This is a genomic window from Bradyrhizobium sp. CSA207, from assembly GCF_029051685.1.
Taxonomy (GTDB): domain Bacteria; phylum Pseudomonadota; class Alphaproteobacteria; order Rhizobiales; family Xanthobacteraceae; genus Bradyrhizobium.
Map to the genome: position 1 here is coordinate 24,035 of NZ_JAACFT010000049.1, position 24,267 is coordinate 48,301.

The 24,267-nt window shown below is 59.8% G+C and carries 22 protein-coding genes; 11 read left to right on the forward strand and 11 right to left on the reverse strand.

The window, feature by feature from the left end; all coding sequences use genetic code 11:
* The first annotated feature begins 166 nt into the window (after window positions 1-166).
* Window positions 167-1,777: an ABC transporter substrate-binding protein gene (locus GWG65_RS36300; protein ID WP_275200238.1), complete on the forward strand. Its 1,611-nt coding sequence runs from the start codon at window positions 167-169 to the stop codon at window positions 1,775-1,777.
* A gap of 226 nt (window positions 1,778-2,003) precedes the next feature.
* Complete coding sequence (locus GWG65_RS36305; protein ID WP_275200260.1) at window positions 2,004-3,614, forward strand: glycosyltransferase family 39 protein; 1,611 nt, start codon at window positions 2,004-2,006, stop codon at window positions 3,612-3,614.
* Window positions 3,615-3,806: 192 nt separating this feature from the next.
* On the opposite strand, the gene GWG65_RS36310 is transcribed toward GWG65_RS36305, so the two are convergent.
* Window positions 3,807-5,057 (reverse strand): multidrug effflux MFS transporter, encoded by a 1,251-nt coding sequence (locus tag GWG65_RS36310; protein ID WP_275200239.1) that lies wholly within the window; start codon window positions 5,055-5,057, stop codon window positions 3,807-3,809.
* A gap of 361 nt (window positions 5,058-5,418) precedes the next feature.
* On the opposite strand from GWG65_RS36310, the gene GWG65_RS36315 reads away from it, so the two are divergent.
* Window positions 5,419-6,717, forward strand: a complete 1,299-nt coding sequence (locus GWG65_RS36315) for a hypothetical protein (protein ID WP_275200240.1) — start codon at window positions 5,419-5,421, stop codon at window positions 6,715-6,717.
* Between the two features lie 721 nt (window positions 6,718-7,438).
* Here the strand turns inward: GWG65_RS36315 and GWG65_RS36320 are convergent.
* The gene (locus GWG65_RS36320; RefSeq protein ID WP_275200241.1) at window positions 7,439-7,729 is read right to left on the reverse strand and encodes a nucleotidyltransferase domain-containing protein; all 291 of its coding nucleotides are present in this window, start codon (window positions 7,727-7,729) and stop codon (window positions 7,439-7,441) included.
* Window positions 7,730-7,980: 251 nt separating this feature from the next.
* On the opposite strand from GWG65_RS36320, the gene GWG65_RS36325 reads away from it, so the two are divergent.
* The 4 genes from GWG65_RS36325 (at window position 7,981) to GWG65_RS36340 (ending at window position 9,599) form a co-directional block, all read left to right on the forward strand.
* Window positions 7,981-8,481 (forward strand): XRE family transcriptional regulator, encoded by a 501-nt coding sequence (locus GWG65_RS36325; RefSeq protein WP_275200242.1) that lies wholly within the window; start codon window positions 7,981-7,983, stop codon window positions 8,479-8,481.
* 274 nt (window positions 8,482-8,755) lie between these two features.
* Window positions 8,756-9,046, forward strand: a complete 291-nt coding sequence (locus GWG65_RS36330) for a type II toxin-antitoxin system ParD family antitoxin (protein ID WP_275200243.1) — start codon at window positions 8,756-8,758, stop codon at window positions 9,044-9,046.
* Window positions 9,036-9,347, forward strand: a complete 312-nt coding sequence (locus GWG65_RS36335) for a type II toxin-antitoxin system RelE/ParE family toxin (RefSeq protein ID WP_275200244.1) — start codon at window positions 9,036-9,038, stop codon at window positions 9,345-9,347. Before GWG65_RS36330 ends, GWG65_RS36335 begins: the two co-directional genes overlap by 11 nt.
* Window positions 9,348-9,386: 39 nt before the next feature.
* Complete coding sequence (locus GWG65_RS36340) at window positions 9,387-9,599, forward strand: hypothetical protein (RefSeq protein WP_275200245.1); 213 nt, start codon at window positions 9,387-9,389, stop codon at window positions 9,597-9,599.
* Between the two features lie 53 nt (window positions 9,600-9,652).
* On the opposite strand, the gene GWG65_RS36345 is transcribed toward GWG65_RS36340, so the two are convergent.
* Window positions 9,653-10,795, reverse strand: a complete 1,143-nt coding sequence (locus GWG65_RS36345; RefSeq protein ID WP_275200246.1) for a hypothetical protein — start codon at window positions 10,793-10,795, stop codon at window positions 9,653-9,655.
* A 201-nt stretch (window positions 10,796-10,996) separates the two neighbouring features.
* Entirely contained in the window at window positions 10,997-12,490 is a 1,494-nt protein-coding gene (locus GWG65_RS36350) for an SEC-C domain-containing protein (RefSeq protein ID WP_275200247.1), read from the reverse strand.
* A 614-nt stretch (window positions 12,491-13,104) separates the two neighbouring features.
* Here GWG65_RS36350 and GWG65_RS36355 point away from each other — a divergent pair.
* Together GWG65_RS36355 and GWG65_RS36360 are read left to right on the forward strand one after the other, a co-directional pair.
* On the forward strand, window positions 13,105-13,413 hold the full coding sequence (locus tag GWG65_RS36355) for a hypothetical protein (protein ID WP_275200248.1): 309 nt from the start codon (window positions 13,105-13,107) through the stop codon (window positions 13,411-13,413).
* Window positions 13,414-13,422: 9 nt separating this feature from the next.
* Window positions 13,423-13,650 carry a hypothetical protein gene (locus tag GWG65_RS36360; protein ID WP_275200249.1) on the forward strand — a complete coding sequence of 76 codons (228 nt, stop codon included), beginning with the start codon at window positions 13,423-13,425 and terminating at the stop codon, window positions 13,648-13,650.
* A gap of 437 nt (window positions 13,651-14,087) precedes the next feature.
* Here the strand turns inward: GWG65_RS36360 and GWG65_RS36365 are convergent, their stop codons facing one another.
* From GWG65_RS36365 to GWG65_RS36375, 3 genes are all read right to left on the reverse strand, one after another.
* Window positions 14,088-15,098 (reverse strand): hypothetical protein, encoded by a 1,011-nt coding sequence (locus tag GWG65_RS36365; RefSeq protein WP_275200250.1) that lies wholly within the window; start codon window positions 15,096-15,098, stop codon window positions 14,088-14,090.
* Between the two features lie 224 nt (window positions 15,099-15,322).
* Complete coding sequence (locus GWG65_RS36370; protein WP_275200251.1) at window positions 15,323-15,721, reverse strand: hypothetical protein; 399 nt, start codon at window positions 15,719-15,721, stop codon at window positions 15,323-15,325.
* A 199-nt stretch (window positions 15,722-15,920) separates the two neighbouring features.
* Window positions 15,921-16,466, reverse strand: a complete 546-nt coding sequence (locus tag GWG65_RS36375) for a hypothetical protein (RefSeq protein ID WP_275200252.1) — start codon at window positions 16,464-16,466, stop codon at window positions 15,921-15,923.
* A 319-nt stretch (window positions 16,467-16,785) separates the two neighbouring features.
* Here GWG65_RS36375 and GWG65_RS36380 point away from each other — a divergent pair, with 319 nt between their 5' ends.
* Both GWG65_RS36380 and GWG65_RS36385 read left to right on the forward strand, forming a co-directional pair.
* On the forward strand, window positions 16,786-17,106 hold the full coding sequence (locus GWG65_RS36380; protein WP_275200253.1) for a hypothetical protein: 321 nt from the start codon (window positions 16,786-16,788) through the stop codon (window positions 17,104-17,106).
* On the forward strand, window positions 17,106-18,329 hold the full coding sequence (locus tag GWG65_RS36385; RefSeq protein WP_275200254.1) for a hypothetical protein: 1,224 nt from the start codon (window positions 17,106-17,108) through the stop codon (window positions 18,327-18,329). The genes GWG65_RS36380 and GWG65_RS36385 overlap by 1 nt, the downstream gene beginning before the upstream one ends.
* A gap of 168 nt (window positions 18,330-18,497) precedes the next feature.
* On the opposite strand, the gene GWG65_RS36390 is transcribed toward GWG65_RS36385, so the two are convergent.
* The 4 genes from GWG65_RS36390 to GWG65_RS36405 all read right to left on the reverse strand — a co-directional run bounded on the left by GWG65_RS36390 (window position 18,498) and on the right by GWG65_RS36405 (window position 24,093).
* On the reverse strand, window positions 18,498-18,716 hold the full coding sequence (locus GWG65_RS36390) for a hypothetical protein (protein WP_275200255.1): 219 nt from the start codon (window positions 18,714-18,716) through the stop codon (window positions 18,498-18,500).
* 180 nt (window positions 18,717-18,896) lie between these two features.
* Window positions 18,897-19,244 carry a HepT-like ribonuclease domain-containing protein gene (locus GWG65_RS36395; protein WP_275200256.1) on the reverse strand — a complete coding sequence of 116 codons (348 nt, stop codon included), beginning with the start codon at window positions 19,242-19,244 and terminating at the stop codon, window positions 18,897-18,899.
* Window positions 19,245-19,541, reverse strand: a complete 297-nt coding sequence (locus tag GWG65_RS36400) for a nucleotidyltransferase family protein (RefSeq protein ID WP_275200257.1) — start codon at window positions 19,539-19,541, stop codon at window positions 19,245-19,247.
* A 331-nt stretch (window positions 19,542-19,872) separates the two neighbouring features.
* Window positions 19,873-24,093 (reverse strand): tail fiber domain-containing protein, encoded by a 4,221-nt coding sequence (locus tag GWG65_RS36405; RefSeq protein WP_275200258.1) that lies wholly within the window; start codon window positions 24,091-24,093, stop codon window positions 19,873-19,875.
* Window positions 24,094-24,267: the final 174 nt, after the last annotated feature.

Genomic DNA, 24,267 nt, shown 5'->3' on the forward strand with positions numbered 1-24,267 from the left:
GCGAGGGCCCCCATGGGCATGCACTGAATGCGGATTGACGGGCTCGATGCTCTCTGCAAGTCTCGAAAAGATAAAGGCATTGCATGAGGTTAGTTCGCCTAAAGAACGATCCGATTGCTCAACCAATAACCTGCCTTTGACCAGTTTCATGTCAGGAGAAACTTCAATGTTCCAACTCATGCGCCGGGGGCGTCGCGCGTTCGCCTCCAAACTTGCGCTGTCGGTGGTCGCGCTTTCGACGGCATTGGCCTCGCCCGTGCTTGCGGCCGGCAAGACCATCACGGCGGTGATGCATTCGGATCTGCGCATCATCGATCCAATCTTCACCACGGCCTACATCACGCGTGACCACGGCTATATGGTTTACGACACGTTGATCGCGACTGATTCGAATTTCAAGATCCAGCCGCAGATGGCGGACTGGAAGATCTCCGACGACAAGCTCACCTACACCTTTACGCTGCGCGATGGCCTGAAGTGGCATGACGGCGCGCCGGTGACGGCGGAGGATTGCGTCGCCTCGCTGAAGCGCTGGGGTGCGGTCGACGGCATGGGCCAGAAGCTGATGGACTTCACCGCGAGCATCGAGGCGACCGACGCCAAGACGATCACGCTGAAGCTGAAGGAGCCTTACAGCCTGGTGCTTGAGTCGATCGGCAAGCCGTCCTCGCGCGTTGCCTTCATGATGCCGAAGCGCCTCGCGGAGACGCCGCCGGACAAGCAGATCCCCGAACAGATCGGCTCCGGCCCCTTCAAGTTCGTGCAGTCGGAATTCCAGCCCGGTGTGAAGGCGGTCTATGCCAAGAACACCGACTATGTCCCGCGCAAGGAGCCGTCGAGCTGGACCTCCGGCGGCAAGGTGGTGAAGGTCGACCGTGTCGAATGGATCACCATGCCGGACTCGCAGACCGCAGTGAACGCGCTGCAGTCGGGCGACATCGATTTCATGGAAAATCTGCCGTACGACATGCTTCCGGTGCTGGAGGCGAACAAGGAGCTCACGCTCGAGGTCTCGAACAAGTTCGGATTCCAGACGCTCGGGCGAATGAACTTCCTCCATCCGCCGTTCGATAACGTCAAGGTGCGCCGCGCTGCCTTGCTGGCGATGAACCAGAAGGACGTTCTCGACGCGCTCGTCGGCAACCCCAAATATCAGAAGATCTGCGGCGCGTTCTTCGTGTGCGACACACCGTTTGCGAGCGACGCCGGCTCCGAGAGCCTGATCAAGGGCAGTGGCATGGCGGAAGCCAAGAAGCTGCTCGCCGAGTCCGGCTATGACGGCACGCCGGTGGTGGTCATGGCTCCGGGCGATGTCACCACGCTGAAGGCGCAGCCGATCGTCGCGGCCCAGCTCTTGCGCGAAGCCGGCTTCAAGGTGGACCTGCAGGCAACCGACTGGCAGACGGTGGTGAGCCGTCGCGCCAGCCAGAAGCCGCCGAAGGAGGGCGGCTGGAATATGTTCTTCACCAACTGGGTCGCGGCCGACGTGTCCAATCCGATCGCCAATCTTTCGATCGGCGGCCAGGGCAAGAAGGGCGGCTGGTTCGGCTGGGCGGAAGACGCCAAGATCGAGCAGCTCAAGGACGCCTTCGTCCGCGCGCCCTCGCTCGACGAGCAGAAGAAGATCGCGACCGAGATCCAGAAGGAAGCCTATGAGCAAGTGATCTACGTTCCGCTCGGTCAGTATCTTCTGCCGAGCGGCTGGCGCAAGTCGCTCACCGGCTTGCTTGACGGCCCGGCAACCCCGGTGTTCTGGAACGTCGACAAGAGCGAGTGAGGCGAGCGCGCGCTCCGCGGCCTTCGTCCCCATCATCACGCGGCGCCGCTGTCATCAGCGGCGCCGTTCTCTTTTGCTGGCTTGTTCCGCAAAGGCGGCGGGCCTTTAACTGTTCCAGTCTCCAATTGTTGCTATTTGTTTCCAATCTGAAATAGATGATTCGTCTTCGGACTACTTTTCCTCCCGCGATTTGAAGCACGTGCCGATCGATTTTGCATTCCAGGCGATGGCCGAACGGTCGGATCGCGCGCCGGCGCGGTGGCGCCGGCCGTTGCTACGCTGGCTTGATGCTGTGGAGGCGGGCTGGGCCGTTCCGCTACTCCTGGTCTGCTTCGTCGCGGTCTGGACTCTGTATCTGGCCATCGCCTATGCGGGCAGCGGCCTGCATCCCGACACGCTCGAGGCCTGGACGCTGGGGCGGCATTTCGCCTGGGGCTATCACAAGCATCCGCCGCTGATGGGCTGGGTCGCCGCGGCCTGGACCGCCGTCTTCCCGGTCAGCGACTGGTCGCTGCAACTGATGGCGATGGTCAATGCCGGGTTTGCGCTGTACTTCGTCGACCTGATTTCGCGGCAGTTCGCCGCCGGGGACAAGCGCATCCTGGTGCTGTTGCTCCTGATGCTGACGCCGGCCTATCAGTTCCACGCCCAGCGCTTCAATGCCAATGCCGTGCTGCTCGCGACCTGGCCGCTGGCGACCTGGTGTTTTCTGCGCGCGTTCGAAACCCGCAGCGCCTTCTGGGCGGTCGCGGTGGGATGCGCAACGGCGCTGGCGATGGTCGGCAAGTACTATTCGGTCTTCCTTGTCGCGAGTTTTGCGTTGGCCGCGTTGGTCCATCCGGCGCGGCGCGCCTATTTCACCTGTGCTTCGCCCTGGATCTCGTTGGTCACCGGGCTCGCGGTGCTGTCGCCGCACATCTACTGGCTCGCAACCACGGGCGCGTCGACCTTCACCTATGCGCTGGCCCACGCCAACGGCGATGCCGTGAGTTCGCTCGGCGAAGTGAAGAACTTCCTTCTGGGACTTGTGGCGGCCATGAGCGCAGTCGCGGTCTCCTGGGTGTTCATCGCTGGCAGGCGGCTCAAGCAGTTTCCGGCCGACTTCGCCGCGATGAATCCGGGCCTGCGGCTTCTCTTCTACATCGCGATCGGCACGATCGTGCTGCCGGTCCTGACGTCGGTTGCGGTGGGGACCGATCTGCCGTCGCTTTGGGCGTTGCAGGGACTATTCCTGTTCGTCGTGCTCATCGTCTGCGGCACCCGCTACCCGATCGAGCGATTCTACACCGTCAACGTCACGGTGATCGCGGCCGGCATTGCGCTCGCCGCCGTTCTGGTCGCAGCACCGATCCATGCCGTCTATCGCAACAGCTACGGCTACGAGGAGGGCCGGAATTTTTACGCGCAGGCGGCAGTTGAATTGACCCGCGAGTGGCGCGAACTGACCGGCAAGCCGCTCAGCGCCGTGAGTGGCGATGAGGCGCTGGCCTTCGCGGCGGCGTTCTACAGCTCCGACCACCCGCACGCGCGGCCGCTCGACTATCAATCCACCTGGGGTCTACCGCGCAAGGCGACTCCCAAGCCCGGCTGGGCGGCGCTTTGTTTCCGCGACCAGGACTCTTGCAACCGGTGGATGGAGTGGGTGGCCGCCCAGGAGGGGCACGTCGTCAGGCGCGAGTTTACCGTGCAGGCGTCGTTGTGGGGCTGGCCCGGTCTGACGCGGGAAGTAATCGTGCTGATGGCGCCGCCGGGTGGTAGCGGCGCGGTGCCCGAGAGCGCTGCGGATGATTTCAGCGCCAGCCGGCGACCGACCGAACAGTCTCGCGCTCAGCAGTGATTGTCTCGCACCTGCAGTCCTTCGCTCGCGAAGGGCGCTGTGAACGTGGCCTGCTCAGCCTTCGGCTCCGGACGTTCCTTCGTCTGCCGTTCTGTCTGCGGCTCCGGCTTGTGGCTGTCTTCGCGGTGTTCCGGTTTCATCAGAAGGCCTTTCGATTGCTGCAATACAACATCGAGGCGGCCAGGAAGTTCCTCACGCGATCGGGCGATGATGCGGCTTGAACAGCCGTCCCTTCTCCACCACCAGCACGATCGCGAGCGCTGCGAGCGTCGAGAGGAAGAAGCCGACCGAGAACGGCAGCAGCGTGCCGTCAAAGCTCTGGCCGATGGCCATGCCGACGACAATGCCGATCAGTGTCGTGATCGAGCCGTAGAGCGAGGAGGCGGTGCCGGCGATATGGCCCTGCGGCTCCATCGCGAGCGCGGTGAAGTTGGCGACCATCATGCCGAACGAGAACATCATCAGGGCAGACAGCGCCATGAACAAGGCAAGCGGCAGCGCGCCCAGGCTTTCCGTCAGCAGCATCACGCCCGCCACCGCCGTGTAGAGCGTCAGCGCACCGTGCGAGATCACGCGCATGCCGAGCCGTCCGACCAGTTTTGCGTTGAGGAAGCCGGCGATGGCGGTGCCGGCCGCGATCGCGGCAAAGGCGAGGGGGAAATAGTGCCCGAGATGGTAGATGCCGGTGAAGACCTGCTGGGCCGAGAACACGTAGGCGAACAGCGCGCCCATGACGCTGCCGGCGGCGGTGGCGTAGCCGATGGTCTGGCGGTTGGTGACGGTCTGGCGGAAGGCCGCGAGCACGTCGGCGGGCGCGAGCGACCTGCGCTCCGATTCGGGCAGCGTCTCCGGCAACCGCCACACGCTCCACGCCAGCGCGAGCAGACCGTAGAGCATCAGCACCACGAAGATGCCGCGCCATTGCGTCACCAGCAGCACCGCCTGTCCGAACGAGGGCGCGATCACGGGTACCGCGATGAACACCATCATGGCGAGCGACATCACGCTGGCCATGCGGCGCCCGACATAGCAATCGCGCACAATGGAGGTTGCGATCACGCGCGTCGCCGAGGTGCCGAGCCCCTGCAGCGCCCGCGCCAGCAGCAATGTTTCGAACGAGGGTGCGGCGACCGCCAGCACGCTCGCCACCGCATAGACCGCCATGCCGCCCAGCAGCACCGGGCGCCGGCCGAAGCGGTCGGACAGCGGGCCCATGACGAACTGGCCCACGCCGAAGCCGATCAGGAACGTCGACAGCACGAGCTGGAGATGGTTGGCGTTGGGAATCGTGAAGGCCGCCCCGATATTGGGCAGCGCCGGCAGCATCATGTCCATGGCGAGTGGATTCAGCGCCATGATCGACGCCACCACGATGACGAATTCGGGAAAGCCCATCGGGCGGTGTCCCGAGGACACCCAACTGTCGGCGTTAACGTCGGACAAGGAAGCTCACCTCTGATTTCAGAGGCTTATCTACCCCTCATGCTGCGTTGCACAACCCTTGTTTCGAGATGGCTGTCAGGCGGGGCAGGGGCGGACAAGAATTGGTGAGAGAGTCGCAGATTCGGTGGATGGGAGCGCCCTGGCTGCCGGCCCGAAACCAGCGATTTACCATGTGCGTCCAAAGATCGGCGCCCCGGCAGCGTCTATCGACACGGCAGGATGAAATGAAAACCCATCCTGTTCACTGTGGTGGCTGATCGATGAAGCGCAGCGTTGGCGGCGCTGAGGGGAGCCCAGGCAAAGGTATCTACTTGTGTCCGACGTCACCGGAACAACACGATGGTTGGGGCCGTCGGCCGACATGGCTGAGCGGCGGAACGTTTGGCTTGTCCGCCTGATCGTGCTGGTGGCGCTGCTGGTGCTCGGCAATCTCGTCAACGACGCCAGGCTCGACATGAAATATGGCTGGGATGTTCGCGTCAATTGCGCGGCAGTCGATGCCCATGTCGATGGGCTCGATCCCTACTTCGTCAAGAATCTGAAGGGCACCAAGCTTTCCTATCCCTATCTGCCGGTGACGTTGGACGCCTTCCGCCCTCTGTGCGCGGGCGGCTTTCTCGTCGGTCACTACAGAGGCCTCTATCTCGGCCTCGCCGTGCTCTGCGGCCTGTTGCTGCCCGGTCTTGGCCGGACGCGCAATTTGCCTGACGTCGCGCTCAGGGTTCTCTGGGTGCTCGGCGCATTCATCGGCTTCGAATGGGTTGTGGCCTCGGGGAATTTTGCGATCCTGAGTGGCGCACTGACCGCCGCCGCGCTTGCGCTGCTGCTTCGCCCCGCCGCGCCTGCGGCGCACGACGATCGACATGTCGTGCCTCGTGTCGTGGGGGCGGCATTGCTCGGGCTTGTCCTTTCGCTCAAGCTGGTGTTCTGCCCGGTGCTGGCGGCGCTCTATTTCCTGCCGCTGACGCGTCGGCGGAAACTCGTCCTGATGATGGTGGGTGCCGCCGGCCTCGTGCTCCCGCTCCTGCTCTCGATCGCCTTCTATCCACAGCTGTCATCGAGCTGGTTGCTCGCGATCACGGGAGGGATTCCCGACCAGCATTCGGTCCAGCTGGACGAAATCAATCCGTCGCTGCTCCTGTTGGCCCGAAGCGTCATGGACCGCGTCGGCCTGGCCGACAGCAAGCCGATCGTGTTCGCCGTCTATGCGTTGGCGGCGTCCGCGCTGGTATTGGCGCCGCTCGGCTGGTCGGTGCTGCGCACGATCGGCAATGGTGAGGGATCGCTGCCGGCGCGCCTCGACCGCTGGCTGATCGATCATCCGCATGCAGCCATGCGCTTCAGCGTGCTTGCGATGTACGGACTTTATCTCTGTTCGCCGCGCCTCAAGGAATATGCCTTTCTTGAATTGGCGGTCTACGCCGCCGTGCTGATCGTCGATCTTCCGGCCGCGGCGCTTGCGGCCGTGCTGAGCATCGGCGTCGCCATCCCAACTCTTATCTCGCTCACGGGGGAGACGATCGACGGCAGTTTCGTCCAGATCGCGGTCGCGCTCGCCTGCTTCTGGATCATGCTGTTGGCGCGGCCGGCGCCGTCGGCTCAGATGGTGCGGGCAGCCGGGGTCGAACCGGCACAGCGCTTGCGCACCGAGGGATTTTAAGTCCAATATGGTCTGGATTAACTATTGATAATTATTGAGTTTTTCCAGACAAAGGCCAGGTGTGTAAGTCTCTGTGGAAGAGAATGAATCCCACCTTGGGGAAAATGTCCGACAATGTGTAAGTGGAAAATCCCTGAGTAGGCCGGGTGCACAACCCCTTGACGGGTCGCCTGGGAGGGCTGCATTTTCGTTATCGTCCCCCGCAAGACGAATTCCCGAACTACGGCCATGACCGTACGAGCGAGTGCTTAATGAACCCTTGCTCGGTGTCAGGCCCGTCGGCCAAGATGAAAGTCCGCCCTATGAACCCTGACGATAACGCCACAACGCTTCCGAATGGCGAGGCTGCGGCCTGGTGGGCAGAGACGGTTTGTCGATGTAAAGATGCGGCAAAGCATCCTGAACGTATGCTGGGTGCGGGTACGTTCTTTTTGGATGTTCGTCGGGAGGTCGAGTCCTTCGGGCGGCATGCTGGCCGGCCTACGGCCTGACTAGTCTCGTCTCGCTGGGGGGTCTCGTCATCCTTTGCAGAGATTAGCGCTGCTAATCTCGTCATTACCAAGCCCATCAGACAACGCTGAAACGGGTGGCAGAACTCTTGACAAGGCACCCATCTGGGCCGGAGGTTTGTTAGCGTCGTCCGGAGGGACGCAATGCCGAAGACTGCACCCTGATTCCAGGCGCGCCTCCCTCATAGACGATTGAGATCGGATATATCCGGTCAGAAGATGCGAACGGCTTCCCGCTCGACGTCTTTCCGGATGAACTTCGAAAGCCCTTCGCGCGTCCCGTAGTCGACCTTGACCGGCAGGGCGGCCTTCAGAACCTCATACGCACCCATGAAACCCTCGAGGCCGAACGTGCGGGGTTTGTCGATGAAGACATCGACATCGGAACGGGGCCCGGCCTCGTTGCGCGCATAGGAGCCGAAAAGGTAAAGGCCGGTCACGCCCAGGGCCCGCAATTGCGGTTCGGTGGCCTTCAGTCGGGCGATAACCTCGGTGGTTTGCATGGCCGTTATCGTACCACAATCGCCACTGCTCTTTCGGGGAATTGACCGGCGATCAACCCTGCGCCAGCGTAGGCAGCTTGGTTTAGCAAACAAAGGGCCTGCGCAAGGGGCCCTTTTGTTTTGCCGGTTAGCGATGGCAGAGCATTGAGTGCGTCAGGAAGAATGCCGATCGCCCCAGGAGCACCGAATAGCCCACCGAGCTCCGCTTCAACCAACTTGGCAGAGTCAGCGTGCGGTCTTATCCTGCCCAGATGGCACTCACACGAGATTTCAAGAAGGTCGTTAAAGCACGCGCCACGCGCGATTCCGCCTTTGGCAACGCCTTGGTGGAGGAAGCCACCGTCACTCTTGGCAGCGGCAATATTTTCGCAGACCTCGGCCTGCCGGATGCTGATAGATTGCTCCTCAAGGCAAATCTTGTCCGAGAACTGCAACAGCTGATCACGACACACAAGCTGACCGGCACCGCTGCGGCAAAGCACCTGGGCGTCACACCGAGCGATCTTTCTCTGCCCCTCAAAGGCCATACGCACACCTATTCCATCGCGCGGTTACGGAAGTTGGTTGCCACGATATCTGCAGCCACTTCCGGGTTTGTTATCGGCAGAGAAAACTTTGAGAAGATCTGTGCGGTTGAGGGGATCAAAATCACTACGGCGATGAAGAAGCGGTTTGCTGAGTTCGATCGCAAAGGGCTTTCGCCGGCCGAGCGGCGGCGGGAGATCATCAAGCTCTACGGGAAAAAGAAGTAGTTTTTTGCCGGTTGTGATTTGGCAATAAGCTACTGAAGAGAAGCGGATTAGACCACTATTCGAGCTGATGTTTGCCGGTTCTTTTGCCGGATGAGCTATAGAACCGATTTCTATAACTCATCGCCATGACGAGATTAGCCCCTCCAATCTCGTCATTCGTTCTTATTCAATAACTTAGATGACACCAACCTGCCTGACGCGGGCAGACGGCGCGCTATTGTCGGTGGTGTCAAGAAGTAGTAATATCTACTACCATAAGGAAACGGAGGTCTTGATGGCATCAGTCGAGAAAGTAAGCGTAGCACTCACCAACGAGCAGGTTTCGGCGCTCAAGGCTGCAGTCGACGCCGGTGAGTACGCCACCACCAGCGAAATCGTGCGCGAGGCCGTGCGTGATTGGCAGTTGAAGCGTGAACTGCGTCAGGAAGACATTCAGCGGCTGCGCCAGATGTGGGATGAAGGCATTGCCAGTGGCCCGGCCGGGAAGCTGGATATGAAGAAGCTGCGCAAACAGGCGCGCGAGCGGCTGCAGGGTGCGAAGAAAGCCTCTGGGAATGCCGACTGAACTGGTCTGGTCGAACCTGGCGCGTACCGACCTATTGGACATCTACGTGATGATCGGGCTCGAGCAGCCCGCAGCCGCAGAGCGGTATTTCGATCGCATCGAAGCCAAGGCGGAGCTGTTGAGATCGCAACCGCGGATGGGCGTCCGCCGGTCCGATGTGCGCCCCTCGATGCGCATGCTGGTCGAGGCGCCTTATCTTCTGCTGTACCGCACCGATCCCGACACCGATGAAGGCCCAATCGACGCAGTCGAAATCATCCGTATTGTCGACGGTCGGCGGGACCTGCACGGCATATTTTAATCGCCACACAGAAAACCAATACACGGGAGCAATGGCGCTATGAAAAACGTTAAGGCACGCGCCATCCTGGTTGACGGCAAGCCCTATCAAAAGAAAGCAGATGGCAGCCTGGTGCCTCTGTCGGGCAAGACCGACTGGAAGCGCCTCGATCGCATGACCTCCAAGCAGGTTGAGGCTATTGCTGCGGCCGATAAAGACGGCGCGCCGATGAGCGATGAAGAATGGGCCAAGGCTGAGATTACGACCCCGTAGAAGGTAGCTTGCGGTTGAGTTTCTTGCTCATTGCTCCGACCGTTCGTTCGCCCTCATAGATCGGAAGAGCGTGCAAATGAGTATGCGCGGTCAATGACTCTCAGGCTGCCAAAGAAGCGCTTGCCAGCCACTATCTCTTCTTCGGTTGGGACCGATGCGGACTCAATCATTGACACTTCGAAGCCGCTTCCATCGCGATCAACGATCAACATGGCGCGAGACTTCTCATAATGTGCCATCGCGGCCCGCGTAAGTACAAGGCCGCGCTCCAATACCTCGCGTCGCGCAACACCTTTGCTAGATGCCAAAACGAAAACAAGATCAGGCCGAGTATCGAAGTAGAGTGCTCTATAAACGTATCCTTCTAACTGACTCTTCAGCGCCTCAACAGACTGGCTGAAAGCGCGCCCAAGTTCAGCGCGTTCCCGCAAACGAAGGTTCGCTAGAATGTCTTGCATCTGGATATACTGCTTTCGATCACCCGGATCATCAAAAGCAGCGAGGATATCAGCCGGGAGGCCGGACGCGTAATCCGCGAGGCGTGTGGCTAATTGATCAGCGATGTACTCGATCAACTTACTAAAGCGGTCCGATTCGGCTTTGGCCGCTCTGGCCATCTTCAATTGATCCCCATTGTTGGTAGCGAACTCTTTCGCAGAGACATGGTCCACGCACTCCTGGAAAGAGCCATCATTGCCGAGGTAGTACTCATAGAGGGTCTTATCGTCACCAACAGTGCGCAGCGCAGTCTTCGATAGCGAGCGTCTGGCTTCCAGATACTCCGACATCTCGGGAAGGGTACGCAGCTCCTGAGCCAGATTGAGAAAGTCATTGACCGAAAGATATGTGACTGGGATCCCGTTTAAGGCCAACGGGAAATCGCTCTCCGGCCCGAGCTCAACCCGCTCAAACACCTCCACGATTACGATTGCATGATTGATGAACGGCAGGCCGTCCGGAAACTCAACTCGTCCGCGTCTGCGATGGTCACACCAAACGCTTCTCTTAGCTTCAACCCCGCGCAGGGCCCCACGAAGCTGTGAAAAAGCTTTTTTGGCCTGCTTGGTAGCCCACGCCGTCGTCTTTTCAGCACTGCGGCTAAAGGGATCCTCCTGGCATTTTTGCGAAATCAGAATGCTCATCCCGCTATGAGAAACCAGGAGGTCAACGACTTCCTTTTGACTGGTGTCGATCATCTGCGGGCTTCGAAACACGAACTCGGAAATGAAGGGTGACGAGATGAACTCTTCGACCCATCTTTCGGATTCTTGCGTGCGGCTGTTTGATTGTGGCTTCGTCATAGCTGCGTGACACTTTCACTTAATCTTGGTGCGGGCGCCCGGACTCGAACCGGGACAGCGATTGCCAGATAAGGCGAATAGCCGTTCAATGTGCTTTCAGTTGGCCGCATCGCCGTGGCACCGCTTGTATTTCTTTCCCGAACCGCAGGGGCACAACTGATTCCTGCCAATCCTTGAAATGTTGCTGCCGGTACGGGGGAGAGGGAATTCACTCACCTGCATGCGCCGCTCGGTCATGTTGCCGGTCTGAAAGAAGCGAAGCTCCTGGTTGGCCTCTTCGTAATACTCCTGGTTTTGCTGCGTCCAGTTCGCGCAGTCCATCAGGATAAAATCCTCCGAATTCGCGCGGGAATATTTCGGCGCATCGATCGCGATGCCGATGACTTTCTGCAGATGGGGAGATTTCAGCTTCGCGGCTCCGCAGGCAAATTCGAGCATTGTCCGCCTGGCCGGGCGATATTCGGTCTCGTAGTCACCTGCATCCGGATAGTACAATTGCAGGAATACGTATGCGCGATCGGGAAAGAACGAGGGCAGGTATGACAGGTACCGCATACCGCTCTGTGCGTTGTCCGGAAAATTCCTGATCGCGCTCGCCATCATTTCGGAGAGCGCGCGCCGGGACATCCGAGGCTCCTTCGCCATCTCGTGGATCGCGCTCTGTCCCTGAAAAACGTTGGAGTTGCCGCCAAGCACGCCGTTCAGCGCGTTGGTGGCAGTCTTCTGGATCAGTCTGTCCCAAGCATATGATATCCGGTTCTCGGCCTTTCGCCGCTGGTAAGGCCCGGTTTCTACAAAATCACGCCATTCTCCTTCGCCAATGGCAATGCCGTTGTAGTCGCCGTCGACACCGATCCGATAACGGTTTGAAGCGGGGTCGTAGTTGAGGAAGTAGTGAGCGAGCAAGTCTTCCTCGCCGCAATAGGTCAGGTAATCGTAACGCGCGATGGCCGCTTCCTTGGCAAGCAGATAGGCCTGGAAGTCGAACAGCGTGTCGAGCTCGCCAAGGATAAGCGCGAGGTTATGGCTGTCGAGGACATGGACCGGATCAATGCGGTCTAGCGGAACGATAAAGGGGAGAGCTGACCCGGCCTCGCTGGTCTCTGCCCGGTAGGTGACGCCAAGACTGCCGTAGATGTTCGCGGAAGAGAAACGTTCGCATGCCTCCTTGGCGCCATGGGCCACGACGATCTTGTGAATGATCAGGTCGCCAGCCGGAATGGCAAGCGGCAAAGGTCTGGTGGCGCCAACGTCGAGAAAAATCCGGTCCCGATTGGCCAGCAGGTATCGTTTAGCGCCGGCAGCAGTCTTGATCTGCTTGGTGATGGCCTCCTTTTTCCATCGCTCCCAGGTGAGAAGGACATCGCCTTCGTGATCAAACTTTCGGCTCTCGCGGTCAAAGAAGAGGAATACGTTGTTTTCAAACACCGCGATGAGATCGCACAGCTCCTTGCCATCCGCCTTGTAGGGATTGGAATAAGCCCACGCATTCAGGAAAGTGCGGTCACAGAGCTGTGACAGGTACTGCTCGGAGGGAGTCTGTCCCAATGATTTTTCGACAATCGAATCTTTCTTCTCTTCGCGCATCATCGAACAATCTGTAATTTTGGTGCGGGCGCCCGGACTCGAACCGGGACAGGCAATTGCCCTACGGATTTTCGTACCCTCTACGGCTTTCGCCGCCGCAATAGAATGCGTTTGTGGTCTGGACTATCCCTTCACCTTAGCTGAGTCGCCTTAGGTGCTGCCCGTCTAGTCTCTACACCTTCCCCAGGGGGCTTGGCTCGGGATTGCCAGTGAAGGTTTCCCCGAATTTGAGCAGTTCTACTTCCTGGGTTTCCCCAAGAGCACTCAGGTCGATCGCTTAAGTCCGATGCGTCTACCAATTTCGCCACGCCCGCACAGGATGCATGACCGGCATGGTTATACCAAGGATTTTGTCGCCAAGCTACGGCAGAACAAGGGGAGTTCGTGCTAGGAGAGGATTGAGGGACCATGTCCCGGCACCGATGCCGAGTCTCCGGCATTGGTGATGCCGAGCCACCTGCGTCGGGTCCGATCCGCGTCAAGGGCGGCCTGCCGCTCGTCTTGGACCCTTGATGCGGGTTGGGCGCGGCGCAATTCAGACGGATCGATCCCTTAGTCGTCTTGACTCTATGTTCATGTTTCGTTCTTATGCTGCACGTCCAGCCAAGGAGTGAGCCATGGACAACCGTATCAGTGAAATCCGCAGATTAATCAGAGCCTTGCGTGTCAGCATGCGTGAGGCTGAGGCCGTGATGCACGAGCAGATCAACCGGGACGAGGACTGCACCTTCGTGGCGGAAGAAATCCTCAAGATGCGGTCGGTCATGAGCGGCCTGGCTCAGGAGAGAGCCGCGCTGGGTGATACTGATCCCATCATCGTTGCCAGCCTGTTCATCCCGCGTCGGCTGCCAACACCGCCGCGACCGCGTCCGGTGAAGCGCCGTCTTGTGCCCCCTGGATCAGGACTTCGGCTGCTCGCGAGATAGCCGGATGCCATGGATAACCTCCGGCGCTTTCCCGCCCCCTGGACGGTGGTGGAGGAAGAGGAGTGCTTCCGCGTGAAGGACGGTAACGGCTTCACCGTCTGCTGCATCTTGCATCGGGAAGACCTGCATGCCTGGGGCTACCAGTACGCCAACGAATTCCTCTCACGGGATGAGGCGAGGCGGATAGCGAAGGCGATCTCACGGTTGCCCGATTTGCTGAAGCGCCCGCAGTATTGAGGGCGCTCTTCGGAAAAGGATCGAGTACAACCCGCATCAACGCATACAACTTGAAGTTCTATGATCTTTGAGGTATATATGCCTTGCTCGCTAACGCACGAGCTTGGTTTAGCTAGGAAGGCCCCACTGCAATGGGGCCTTTCCTTTTCCTAGAGCCTGATGGTGAAGCTGAACGCGAGTTCAAGCCCCTTCCATGCGAGCCTTAGGAAGGCGCTCGCTGTACGCATCGCGACCTCCTTTTCTTCTTGGTTTAGCACGGAGGTGCATTGCCCTTGCGAGCAGGCGCAGTGTGGCGGAGCCGCCTCCCGCCAGCAATCTGCCGGTCGGGAGAGAGATCACTCAAAGCAGCAGTTTACGAGGGTAGAACTCGTTGTAAGCGGTTTCGTTGAACCAGGCGCACTTGATATTGAACAGCCGCAGGCCGGGCGCCAGCCTGGTCAACGCCAGCGCATAGGCCGTGAGCTGGGCGAACGGCTGGTTGGTGCGCGCGCGTCGGGCTTGTAATCCAGAATATGCAGGCAGCCGTTGCGCACCTGCAGAAAGTCGATGTGTCCGGTGACCTGCCTCGGGGCGTGGCCACCGTCCGGGTTGACCTGTTTTGGTACCAGCTCGATGCCATGTTCGGCCTCCAGGCTGGCGATGCCCGCTTCATCCAGCCAGATCGGCACCTCGACGGCGATGGTCGCGGCATCGTTGACCAGCATGAAACGCTGCAGCCGGGCGTGCCTCTGGTGATTGCTGCCGACTCCCGGAATGATCAATGCCGCGATATCAGTGGCGGCATTCTGGCGTTCGATGACCTGCAGGCTGCCGGTATCGATGAAGCCAGCCCCGAGCTGCGAGCCGCGCACGCCGTCTTCACGGGTGAAGAGCGCGTGCGGGCAGGCCGACGGAATACTTTCAATGAAGTTTGCAAGTGTCTGAAAAGGTTGCGATGCCCGGCTTTGGATGAAGGGGTCGAGCATCCCCTTGCGCAGCAGGTCAAGCTTGGCGCGGTGATACGCGAACTCGTAGACCTGGCGATGGTAGAGCTTGCTGGTGCGGATGATACGGCGAGGGCTGTAGAGCCGTCTGCCGGCCGCGCGCAGGCGTGCGTAAGTGGTGAGCGCCGGATGCTGGTTTGCCCAGCGGGATATGGTGGCGGTGCTTACGCGATGGCCGTAGCGCGAGGAGAGCTGGCCGGCGGTCTCGACCAGGCTATAGCCGCGGTTGTAGGTGGTGATGGCCTCGATGATTTCGGCGAGCGGATAGGTTTTGCTGCGCAATGCGCGCGGGCCGGGCGTGAAGGTGCGGCCGCAGGCCTTGCACTTCATCATCGCCACCGTCTCCAGCTTCTTGGTGCGAGTGCCCTTCTTGATGAGCCGCGTGCTGTTGCAGTGAGGGCAACGCTCCGGCGCCTTGATGCCTGAAGGCTTCGGTGTGGCTGGTCTTGCGGTAGCGGCGGCCATGTCCAAGCGTGGCGCGCGCGTGTTGCCGTGTCACGGATTTGCAAGAAGGTTTGGCGTCGGCGGGTGACGGATTTGCAACGGCTTCGCTGTGCGGGCGCGGGCTGGGCGAGGCGACAGATTTGCAAGGCGTGGCGGGCAGGAATGGCGGATTTCTCGTAAATCCGTGGTTTTGACCGTTCACCTGGTGGGCGCGGCGTTGGTCGGCGTGATCCAGGGTGCTGCGGTTAAGCCATCGGCATGTTGCCGCGCGCGTCGCGCACGACCTGCGAGGGATTCTTTACGGGCGTGGGCGTGAAGCGCCGCTTGCCCGGGAGTCCTGGACCGGCGAGTTGTGCAAGGTGTTTGTTCTTCGCCCAGGCATCCAGGGCCCATGGTGACGTGAAGCACTTGTAGATGAGGAGGCAATACGGGTTATTCTCGATGGCGTAGGACGAGATGAGCTTCACTGCATCGAGCTGCTTGCGCGACGGGCCGTGGTTGCCCCGTTTTTCGATCCTTACCACACATGACCGCCGACGCAGGAACGGCAGCCCGTGCTCCTTCCATGTGCCGTCGGCAAAGACGGTCATCGTGGGCTTCTGAAAGTCCTCGTCGTGATAGAAGAAGGTGATTGATGTGGGCATGGGCCGCCTCCGCGGCGATTCTAGCGTGCGACTTGCGTAATGGAAGCGGCGGATGAAATAAAAATGTGGTGCTCTCGCGGTGTTCGGTGGACGCGTCGCCGCGCGGGCGTGTTTAGCGCGGGACGATGGTTTAGTTCTGCAAGCGGGACACTCAAGCAGAAGCACCCCGACGCTTGCGCGCGGGGTGTCTGTTCGCATTTCAGGCTGACGCCTTCAGCCTGTAGATTTCACCGCCCACCTTGAGCCCTTGCGGAATCGTCTTGATGGCCGTGCCGCTGAGATAGAAATTGCCGCCGACGTTCAGGTTCTCCGGCAGGGCCGTGATGGCCGTGTCGTTGAGATAGAGACTGCCGCCGACGCGCAGGTTGTCCGGCAGGGCCGTGATGGCGGTGTCGTTGAGATAGAGATCGCCGCCGACGCTCAGGTTGTCCGGCAGGGCCGTGATGGCCGTGCCGCTGAGATCGAGACTGCCGCCGACGCGCAGGTTGTCCGGCAGGGCCGTGATGGCCGTGCCCCTGAGATCGAGACTGCCGCCGACGTTCAGGTTCTCCGGCAACAACAACTTGCCGCTGTCATCCAATGGCACATTGATTGTGACTTTCACGAACCTAGTCATGGATTTTTCCCTCGGGATGGCCTCCGTCACGCCCGGAGGCGGTGACAAAAAGCCGTTTGCCCAAAGGCGAAACGGGATGCGTGATTGCAGGTTCAGTATGGGACGAAGGTTCTGTTCTGCAAGCGGCACCGAATCCGCGGCTACTCAACCAGGGCGGCGGGACGTTTCGATCGCTTGAGGTTGATTGTATAAACATTTGAAAATAATTGAAAAGATTGTCTCGTCTGCTGCGATCGCGTAGCCGGCTCATCTGAATCGCTGGCGGTTATTTCCCAAGGCATGCGGCTCGGCTGCCTGACAGACAGACCTGCATGTGGCCGGTGGGGGGTTGTAGCGGTTGTTGCCAGTCTTAAAAGCAATGGCAAAGCCTGGCCTTGTGCAGTAGCATGCGGCTTTGCCGTTCTTTGGAAGTGTTGATGGCCTATTGTTACTTTGGGAGGCCCTGGCAATGCTGGAAATCGAAATTTCCGGGAGCAAGATGGCCATCGACCCGGCCAAGGCCGAACTCGGAGGCCTTTTACAAGATGTCCGACAATTTCAACATCGAGGCTTTGCCGGAGAGGCGGGCCTCATTGGCCTGATCGGAAAGATTGTGCCTACGGCCTTGCCGGGGCTCTTCACTCTGCTGAAATCGCTGCTCGTCAAGGACCGCGATCTAAAAGTCTCGGTCAATGGAAATGAGTTTGTCGTTCGGGACGTTCCAGAACTTCAGACGCTTCTGGACATGCTCTCTGCCCGCGGGGTGGTGATACAAAAAGAGCAGAAATAATGGCAGACGGACAGGTGAATCTGTCGGGAATTCCAGCCTACGAAACGTTTGTAAGATTAGTGACGCAGAACATCGGGGTGATGCCAGAAATCAAGCTGGACGAGAACGGGACTGCGCACCGCATACAAATTTTCGATGGACCAGACGCCATTCCGCGGGTGCTGTTCAGCAAACGGGCGCTAGCGAGATATAAATGCTGCAAAGATGTGCTTGGCTATGTGCTCGGGAAGAAATCTCCTGAAAGCCTATGCAACATGGCATGCCTTCTGCTGGGCAAGGATCTCCTTCTCAACAACCGCTTCGCAGGTGCCGCCCTCATTGCACATGCATTTACGAAGCTCCGCAGCAAGTACACGTGCGACAGCGAAGTCTTTGACTACATGCTGGCCGGGGTCCGCGAAGACAATCAGGCTGCAACCATCAACTTCTTCCATCCCCTCGCTCATGAAATCGGGCATTTGGAGAGAGCCCAGGCACTGGCGCCAGCCCCCATCCACAGTGACAAATTCCTCGATACGTATCGCATCAACTACGATGCGATCTGGCCCATAGTGGGCGACCTCGACTATCAGGCTTGTCAAAAAGACGAGCAGAGCCCTTTATACTTGCCTCTCCTGAGAGAAGAGGTGATCTCCGACTGGTTCGCAGTCAATGCGGTTATGTATTTGGTGTGCCATAGAACGCGAGACCGCAAGTTTGAGATGACGGAAGCCTTTGCCAGTCTCGTCATGTTTCCGCTTATAGCGGCGTTCGAGGAAACTTGTCTGAAAGAGTGGCGTTCTACGCGGTTTACGCAGCAGGTCCTTCTTGCAACTCAGTGCAGGTTCTCGATTTTGATCGACAGCATGAGGGCAACCGGCAAGAAGCTGTTTCCAAATCACCATGCTGACGTCGATGAATCGATGCGCGACATGAACACTCTTTACGACGAAGCTCTGCGTATAATTTGGCAAGGAGCCGTCCAGTTCATGTCGCTATCTGGCGATTTGATGAAGCTAACGGATTTCGAAGTGGCGGAGTACATCCGTAAGGAGACGCACAAGGAGCAATGGTTCGATCTCCATTCCTACCTTGCCGCTATACTCGACGATTCCAAGGGTTATCCGATCTTCGAGAGCAACCGCGCTGCACTGCGCAAGGCGTTCGATACCATGATCACCTTTGAGGCCTTGGTCATAATGGATAACGGTGTGGTTATTATTCCGAAGAAGGGCGGCTCATAATCGACTATAGACCGCCGTAAAGTATGAAGTCGCGGGCCGAACGATACGGCGTGTCCGGTCACCTGCGGTACAGGCGCTGGCGGATTTCGTAGCGGCGTTCCCTGGTGATCTTCCGCAGTAGCCCAGCTCCTCAAGCTTGGCGGGGAAGGCTGGAGTGTGGCCGCGCAATTACAGAATGTGGTCTATGGGAATGGAGCAGATTGACTCTCCATCGGGCGTGGTCACGGAGATCGAGCAGTTGCGGCCGACGAGCTCGGGCCTAGCTTCCCTAATTGACCGGGCAAGCCTGATGGCTTCCATCTGCGCGGCGGCGCCATCCTTCAGGTCATGTGAGCCATGATCCGCCACGATGGAATGGTCGCTGAGCTTGAAATGAAACTTCGGCATCACTGCGCCTAACGCCGCGACCTATCGCTTCGTTGCGGAGTGGGACAAAAATCTGCGGCTCAAATGTTGGGCAGACGATTGGCGCGCGGGCGTGATTGCGTGCCTTCACGGGGTGGCTGGTGGCGGCCGGTTTGGCGTCGGGGCCCCTTCTCTTCCAGCGCCGCGCGGGTCCCGGGCGCTCTATCGCTCATGCGCCGCCTTCATCTCCAGCAGGGCGACCTTGAGTGCCGGCAGGCCGTTCTTTACCGCGCGCCAGATGATGCGACGGTCGACGTTCTGATATTCGTGCCTCAGGAAATTCCCTATGCCCGCGATTTCCTTCCAGCGTACGTCCCTATGCGGCGCCTTCAGATCCTCGGTCAAATGCCGGCTGGCTTCCGAGATCACTTCAATTCCCCGTTCCACGGCGGAGCGCAGCAGCCACGAGCGCTGGTAATCGCGGAAAGTCTTCCCCTTGATCGCGCGTTCAATCCCGCGAATGGCCTCCAGCATGTCGTGGATGCGCAGCAGGGGCGTGCGGGCAAGCATTCAGAAGACCCGGGTGGCCTCCATCTCAATCTTCCTGCGGATCAGCGGATGCAGGCCGCCCCTGGTGGTGAGGTCCACCTCGACGCCGAGCTCTTCCTCAAGGAAGTGCTTTGCGGCCACCAGGTCGAAGGCGTTGAAGCGGCCGCGCGGGTCGTAGTCGATGAAGAGATCGAGGTCGCTGCCAGCAGTGGCCTGGTTGCGGGCGGTGGAGCCGAACAGGTAGAGCGACGTCGCGCCCTGCGCCCTTAGCGCGCCTGCGAGCGCGCGAAGCTTCTTCAGAGCATCAGTCCGTTTCATGGTGTCTTATCGTACCACAGGCTTATGGAGTACGGCAAAAGCGAAATGCGCAGGCAACGGATTTGCAAAGTTTGTTCGGGCTTTTCGAGGCGACGGATTTGCAAGGTTTTGTGGATGGGAATGGCGGATTTCTTGCAAATCCGTTGCTTCCGTCGTTCACGCGGTGGGGCGCTGTGAAGTGTGCTGCGCTGGGGCGTGTTGTCGCGCCTTCACGCGGTTGGTTCTGGTGCCTTTCTTCGACGCTTTCGGCGTGAGGGTGGGGTGGGGTGGCCGTGGCCGGTTTGGTGGTAGGCCCCTTCTCTCCTCGCTGCGCGCGGGGGGCATCGTCCGGCTAGCGCATTCCCGCACGTTGCTTCGGCGCGTCGATGTCGCGTTGCTTCGGCGCGTCGATGTCGCGTTGCTTCAGCGCGTCGATGTCGTGCTGCTGGCTATCGAGGCGGGCCTCAAGGTTATCGTTGGCGGCCTTCAGGCTCCTGACCTGCGCTCTCAGGTCATCGTTGTCGGCCTTCAGTTCCTGGATAGCCCGCACCATCGGGGGGAACAGGCCGAGGTAGCTGACGCTCTTGGTGCCGCTGGGGTCACCCGCGGTTGTCACCAGTTGCGGGAACTGCCGCTCGACATCCTGCGCGATGAAGCCCCACTCGAGGCGGCCCGGCACGGCTTTACGTTCATACTGCACCGGTTTTAGCAGCATCATGCGGTCCAGCACCGTTGCATAGGGCAGCGGCTGGATGTTGGTCTTGAGGCGGCGGTCGGAGGTGTCGTTGAGCGTGCCTGAGTAGTGGATGTCTCCGCTTATCCAAAGAGATGTCGCGCTGACGGGGCCGGTGGCGGAGACGCCGGGGATGATGAAGTTACCGGAGGTGTCCATGTAGCCGGTGGTGGTGCCGCCAGTGGTGAAAGAGACGTAGCCGGTGGTGTTGGCGGTGACCTTGGTGGTGCCGGAGGTGATGTTGTCGCCGTTCGACGCGCCGACGATGCCGGTGAGGCCGGAGCCGTCGCCGACGAAGTGGGTGGCGGAGACGGTGCCGGAGACTTCGAGTTCAGTGGTGGGGACGCTGAGGTTGACGCCTGTTTTGCCGCCAGTGCTGCCCGGCAGAATCAACACATTGTTGGTGGAGCCGCTGTTGATGGAGAGGGAGCCGTTGCCGCTGGAAAGGCCGCTTTCATTGAGTTGGGCGTAACGGGTGGCAGTGCTAACGCGGAGATTGGGGTTGCTGGCGGCATAGACATGCAGGGTAGTGCTTGGGGTGGAGGTGCCGATGCCGACGTTTCCGGCAAGGTAGTTTGACCCGCTCCCGCCCACATATAGCCCGTAACCCGCACTGTTTCTGTTGAATACGTAGAGCCCGGAGGAGTTTGTGTATCCCTCAATGTGGACGGTGTCGCCTGCATTGGAAAGCGTGCTGCTGACTTGGAGGGTGGCGGTGGGGGCTGAGGTGCCGATGCCGACGTAGCCGGTGCTGACGATGCGCATGGCTTCGGTGCCGGAGGTGGTGAAGGCGATGTAGTTGCTGGGACTATTGCCGGTCACTTTTGTGTTTCCCGCACCCCAGGCAAGGCCCGTGGTATCGCCCGCGTAGAACGTGCTAGCCGCGATATTTCCTACGACATACAGACCATTATTGCCCACGTTTACAGGCGACGCACCGATACCGACGCTGCCGGTGGTGGCGCTGATGAGGAAGGTGTTCCTGGCGGTGAGGTTGCCGGTGGCGTCGCGGAAGACGATGCTGCCACTAACGCCGTCGGTGACGCTGCCCACCGGCAGGTTGGTGAGGCCGGAGCCGTCGCCGACGAAGCGGGTGGCGCTTACTGTGCCGGAGACTTCGAGGCCGGAAGTCTGCGTAGGAGTGATTCCAATCCCCACCGCGCCGTTGCTGTCGATGCGCATGCGCTCGGTGGGGGTAACACTGCTCGCGGCGGTCGTGGAGAACACCAGCCGGCCCGGCATCGAGGAGGTGGTGCCGGTGCCTTCCATGGCGGCGCTGATGCGAGCTGCATTGCGGGCCGAGTAGTTGTAGTCGCTTTGGAAGTTCAGTGCGCCGATATTCTGGTTGGCAGTAGCGCCGCCGCTAATATCGTTTGAGCGAAGGGAGAGGATATAGCCGGAGCCTCCAGACGCGGCGCCCGCATTGTTGTAAAGCGTAGCACCGTAAGTGCTGATATTGGTTCCATTGTACTGGTTCGCCTGAGTGAAGTAGAGGGTGCCCAGGGTCACCGCATTGGTCACGGAAACGTTGTTGAAAAACCCGAGGGTGGCCGAAGCCGTCCCGGCAACTTCCAGCTTCGCGTTAGGCGCAGTGGTGCCGATGCCGACGTAGCCAGTGCTGACGATGCGCATGGCTTCGGTGCTGGAGGTGGTGAATGCTAGATATTTGGCTGCATTGCCAAGGATGCTTGAAGTGTTGTCATTTGCAAAAAGATACCCAGTGCTGCCCACCTTATAGCCGGTGGACTGAGTTATGCCGTTGACGGATAGTTGATTTCCACCAGGGGCACCGCCGATGCCGACGTTGCCGCTGTAGTAGCCGTCTGTGGCTGAAACTGTACCGGTGGTAGATATACCGGGGAGGACGAAGACGCCTGCGGTGTTCATGTAGCCGGTGGTGGTGCCGCCGGTGGTGAAGCTGATGTAGCCGGTGGTGTTGGCGGTGACTTTGGTGGTGCCGCTGGTGATGTTGTCGCCGCTGGAGGCGCCGACAATGCCGGTGAGCAGAGAGCCGTCGCCGACGAAATGGGTGGCGCTTACGGTGCCGGAGACTTCGAGGGGCGTTGTAGGGGTACTGATACCGATGCCAACGTAGCCGGTGCTGACGATGCGCATGGCTTCGACGTATGCGGTTGCATTGTTACGGGTGACGGCGAAGCTGAGAGCGCTGGGCATGGAGGTGTTGGTTTGGGTGCCGTCAGCCAGGCCGCGAATGGAAGCTACGCCAAAGCGCTGGTAGCTATCGTCGTTAGCGGCGAAGAGAAGTTCACCCAAAATAGCTCCGCTTGGCAGGTTGGTGGCTCCATTGCCGTTGCGCATGAGTATGGTGGGCGGATTGGCTGCGCTGTAGCCGTTGTACTTATACATCTGCAGTGTGGTGGAGGTGAGGGTGCTGGTTGCGCCGGTGGGGTCATAGATCCTCAGCCAAGGTGTGTAAACGTAACTGCTGGCGAAGATGGAGCCGCTGACGTGAAGATTGTAGGTGGGGGTGGCGGTGCCGATGCCGACAAGGGCGCTTGAGGTGATGCGCATGGCTTCGGGTCCGCCAAATCCGTTGGCGCCGAAGGAGAGATCTTGGCCGACGTTGGCAGTGCGGATGAGCGGGACGCTGTTAGAGACAACGAGATAGGGACCGTTCGTCACGCCAGCGGTTGCGCCACCTATAACACCAGAAGGTGCGTAGAGGCTGGCGTTCGCGGTGTTGTAATAAAAGCCGCTGGCCGCGGACAGAACACCGTTGGCGTCGCGGTAAATCACACTGCCAGTGGCGCCGATGTTTCCTGCGTACATTGAGGTGGCGGAGATGGGGCCGGTGGTGCTGACGCCGGGGAGAATGAATTTACCGGCGGTATCCATGTAGCCGGTGGTGGTGCCGCCAGTGGTGAAAGAGACGTAGCCGGTTGTGTTGGCGGTGACTTTGGTGGTGCCGGAGGCGATGTTGTCGCCGCTAGATGCACCGCTGATGCCGGTAAGGCCGGAGCCGTCGCCTACAAATCTCGTGGCGCTTACGGTACCGGAGACTTCGAGCGATTGCGTGGGGCTGGTGATGTTGATACCGATGAGGTTCCTGTTGCCGGTGCCGGAGCCGACGTTGCCCCAGATGGCGTTGACGAGGTTGAGCTGATAATTGCCGGTGTTGCTGTAGGGCGAGATGTTGGTGCCGATGACGGTATTGGAGTTGCCGGTGGTGATGCCCGCACCCGCATTGTAGCCGATGAGGATGTTGCCCTGCGAGCTGCTGACAGCCGTGCCGGCGTAAGCGCCAAGGAAGACCGAGTTGCTGACGGTGACATTGCGCATATAGCTCAATATAGAGTTGGGGCCTGTATAAGCACCCAATGCCACGTTTGCATACTGGTGGGCGCTGCCGCCGAGAGCATAGGCCCCGACCGCGGTACTGAGGCTGGTTTCGCTATATAATAAAGCGCTGACCCCTATTCCGGTATTATAGGAGCCATCGGAATTGAAGGACAATGTCGATGCACCAAAGGCAGAATTTCCGGTGGCATTGATTTGCGTTCCAGCGGCGCCTAAGCCCACCGCAGTATTGTAACCCCCATCCTGATTCGACTGTAATGCGCTGTTGCCAACTGCGACGTTCTGATCGCCGGTGGTGTTGGCATTGAGGGCGTTGCTGCCAATGGCGACATTGTAAGTGCCGGTGGCGGTTGTGGACGTGAGTGCACCTATACCATAAGCGGTATTATGGGTGTTGCCATCGGCCGCCCCGGAAAGGCTGCCGGGGCCGTAGAGATTATATGCCACTGCGCTGTAGCTGATATCGGTAAGGCTGGCAAAGGTGGAGGCGCCGCCGGTGCCGGTGATGACAATGCCGTTCACGGTGAGGGAGGTGGCGGAGATGGTGCCGGAGACTTCGAGCTCGGTGGTCGGCGTTACGTTGATGCCGAGCCTGCGGGTGTAAATGCCGGCCGAGGTATCCGCGTGGCTGATAGCTGCGAGTGAGGTGAAGAGGAGGATAAGGAGTGAGGTGGGGGCTGATGCAGGGGCGATAGA

Coding starts and splice junctions, on each gene's coding strand:
- GWG65_RS36325 (WP_275200242.1), top strand. CDS start 7,981: ATGGCACTCACACGAGATTTCAAGAAGGTCGTTAAAGCACGCGCCACG.
- GWG65_RS36365 (WP_275200250.1), bottom strand. CDS start 15,098: ATGGCCGCCGCTACCGCAAGACCAGCCACACCGAAGCCTTCAGGCATC.
- GWG65_RS36320 (WP_275200241.1), bottom strand. CDS start 7,729: ATGCAAACCACCGAGGTTATCGCCCGACTGAAGGCCACCGAACCGCAA.
- GWG65_RS36305 (WP_275200260.1), top strand. CDS start 2,004: ATGGCCGAACGGTCGGATCGCGCGCCGGCGCGGTGGCGCCGGCCGTTG.
- GWG65_RS36370 (WP_275200251.1), bottom strand. CDS start 15,721: ATGCCCACATCAATCACCTTCTTCTATCACGACGAGGACTTTCAGAAG.
- GWG65_RS36360 (WP_275200249.1), top strand. CDS start 13,423: ATGGATAACCTCCGGCGCTTTCCCGCCCCCTGGACGGTGGTGGAGGAA.
- GWG65_RS36345 (WP_275200246.1), bottom strand. CDS start 10,795: ATGATCGACACCAGTCAAAAGGAAGTCGTTGACCTCCTGGTTTCTCAT.
- GWG65_RS36390 (WP_275200255.1), bottom strand. CDS start 18,716: ATGCCGAAGTTTCATTTCAAGCTCAGCGACCATTCCATCGTGGCGGAT.
- GWG65_RS36315 (WP_275200240.1), top strand. CDS start 5,419: ATGGCTGAGCGGCGGAACGTTTGGCTTGTCCGCCTGATCGTGCTGGTG.
- GWG65_RS36330 (WP_275200243.1), top strand. CDS start 8,756: ATGGCATCAGTCGAGAAAGTAAGCGTAGCACTCACCAACGAGCAGGTT.
- GWG65_RS36300 (WP_275200238.1), top strand. CDS start 167: ATGTTCCAACTCATGCGCCGGGGGCGTCGCGCGTTCGCCTCCAAACTT.
- GWG65_RS36385 (WP_275200254.1), top strand. CDS start 17,106: ATGGCAGACGGACAGGTGAATCTGTCGGGAATTCCAGCCTACGAAACG.
- GWG65_RS36400 (WP_275200257.1), bottom strand. CDS start 19,541: ATGAAACGGACTGATGCTCTGAAGAAGCTTCGCGCGCTCGCAGGCGCG.
- GWG65_RS36350 (WP_275200247.1), bottom strand. CDS start 12,490: ATGATGCGCGAAGAGAAGAAAGATTCGATTGTCGAAAAATCATTGGGA.
- GWG65_RS36335 (WP_275200244.1), top strand. CDS start 9,036: ATGCCGACTGAACTGGTCTGGTCGAACCTGGCGCGTACCGACCTATTG.
- GWG65_RS36340 (WP_275200245.1), top strand. CDS start 9,387: ATGAAAAACGTTAAGGCACGCGCCATCCTGGTTGACGGCAAGCCCTAT.
- GWG65_RS36395 (WP_275200256.1), bottom strand. CDS start 19,244: ATGCTTGCCCGCACGCCCCTGCTGCGCATCCACGACATGCTGGAGGCC.
- GWG65_RS36380 (WP_275200253.1), top strand. CDS start 16,786: ATGCTGGAAATCGAAATTTCCGGGAGCAAGATGGCCATCGACCCGGCC.
- GWG65_RS36355 (WP_275200248.1), top strand. CDS start 13,105: ATGGACAACCGTATCAGTGAAATCCGCAGATTAATCAGAGCCTTGCGT.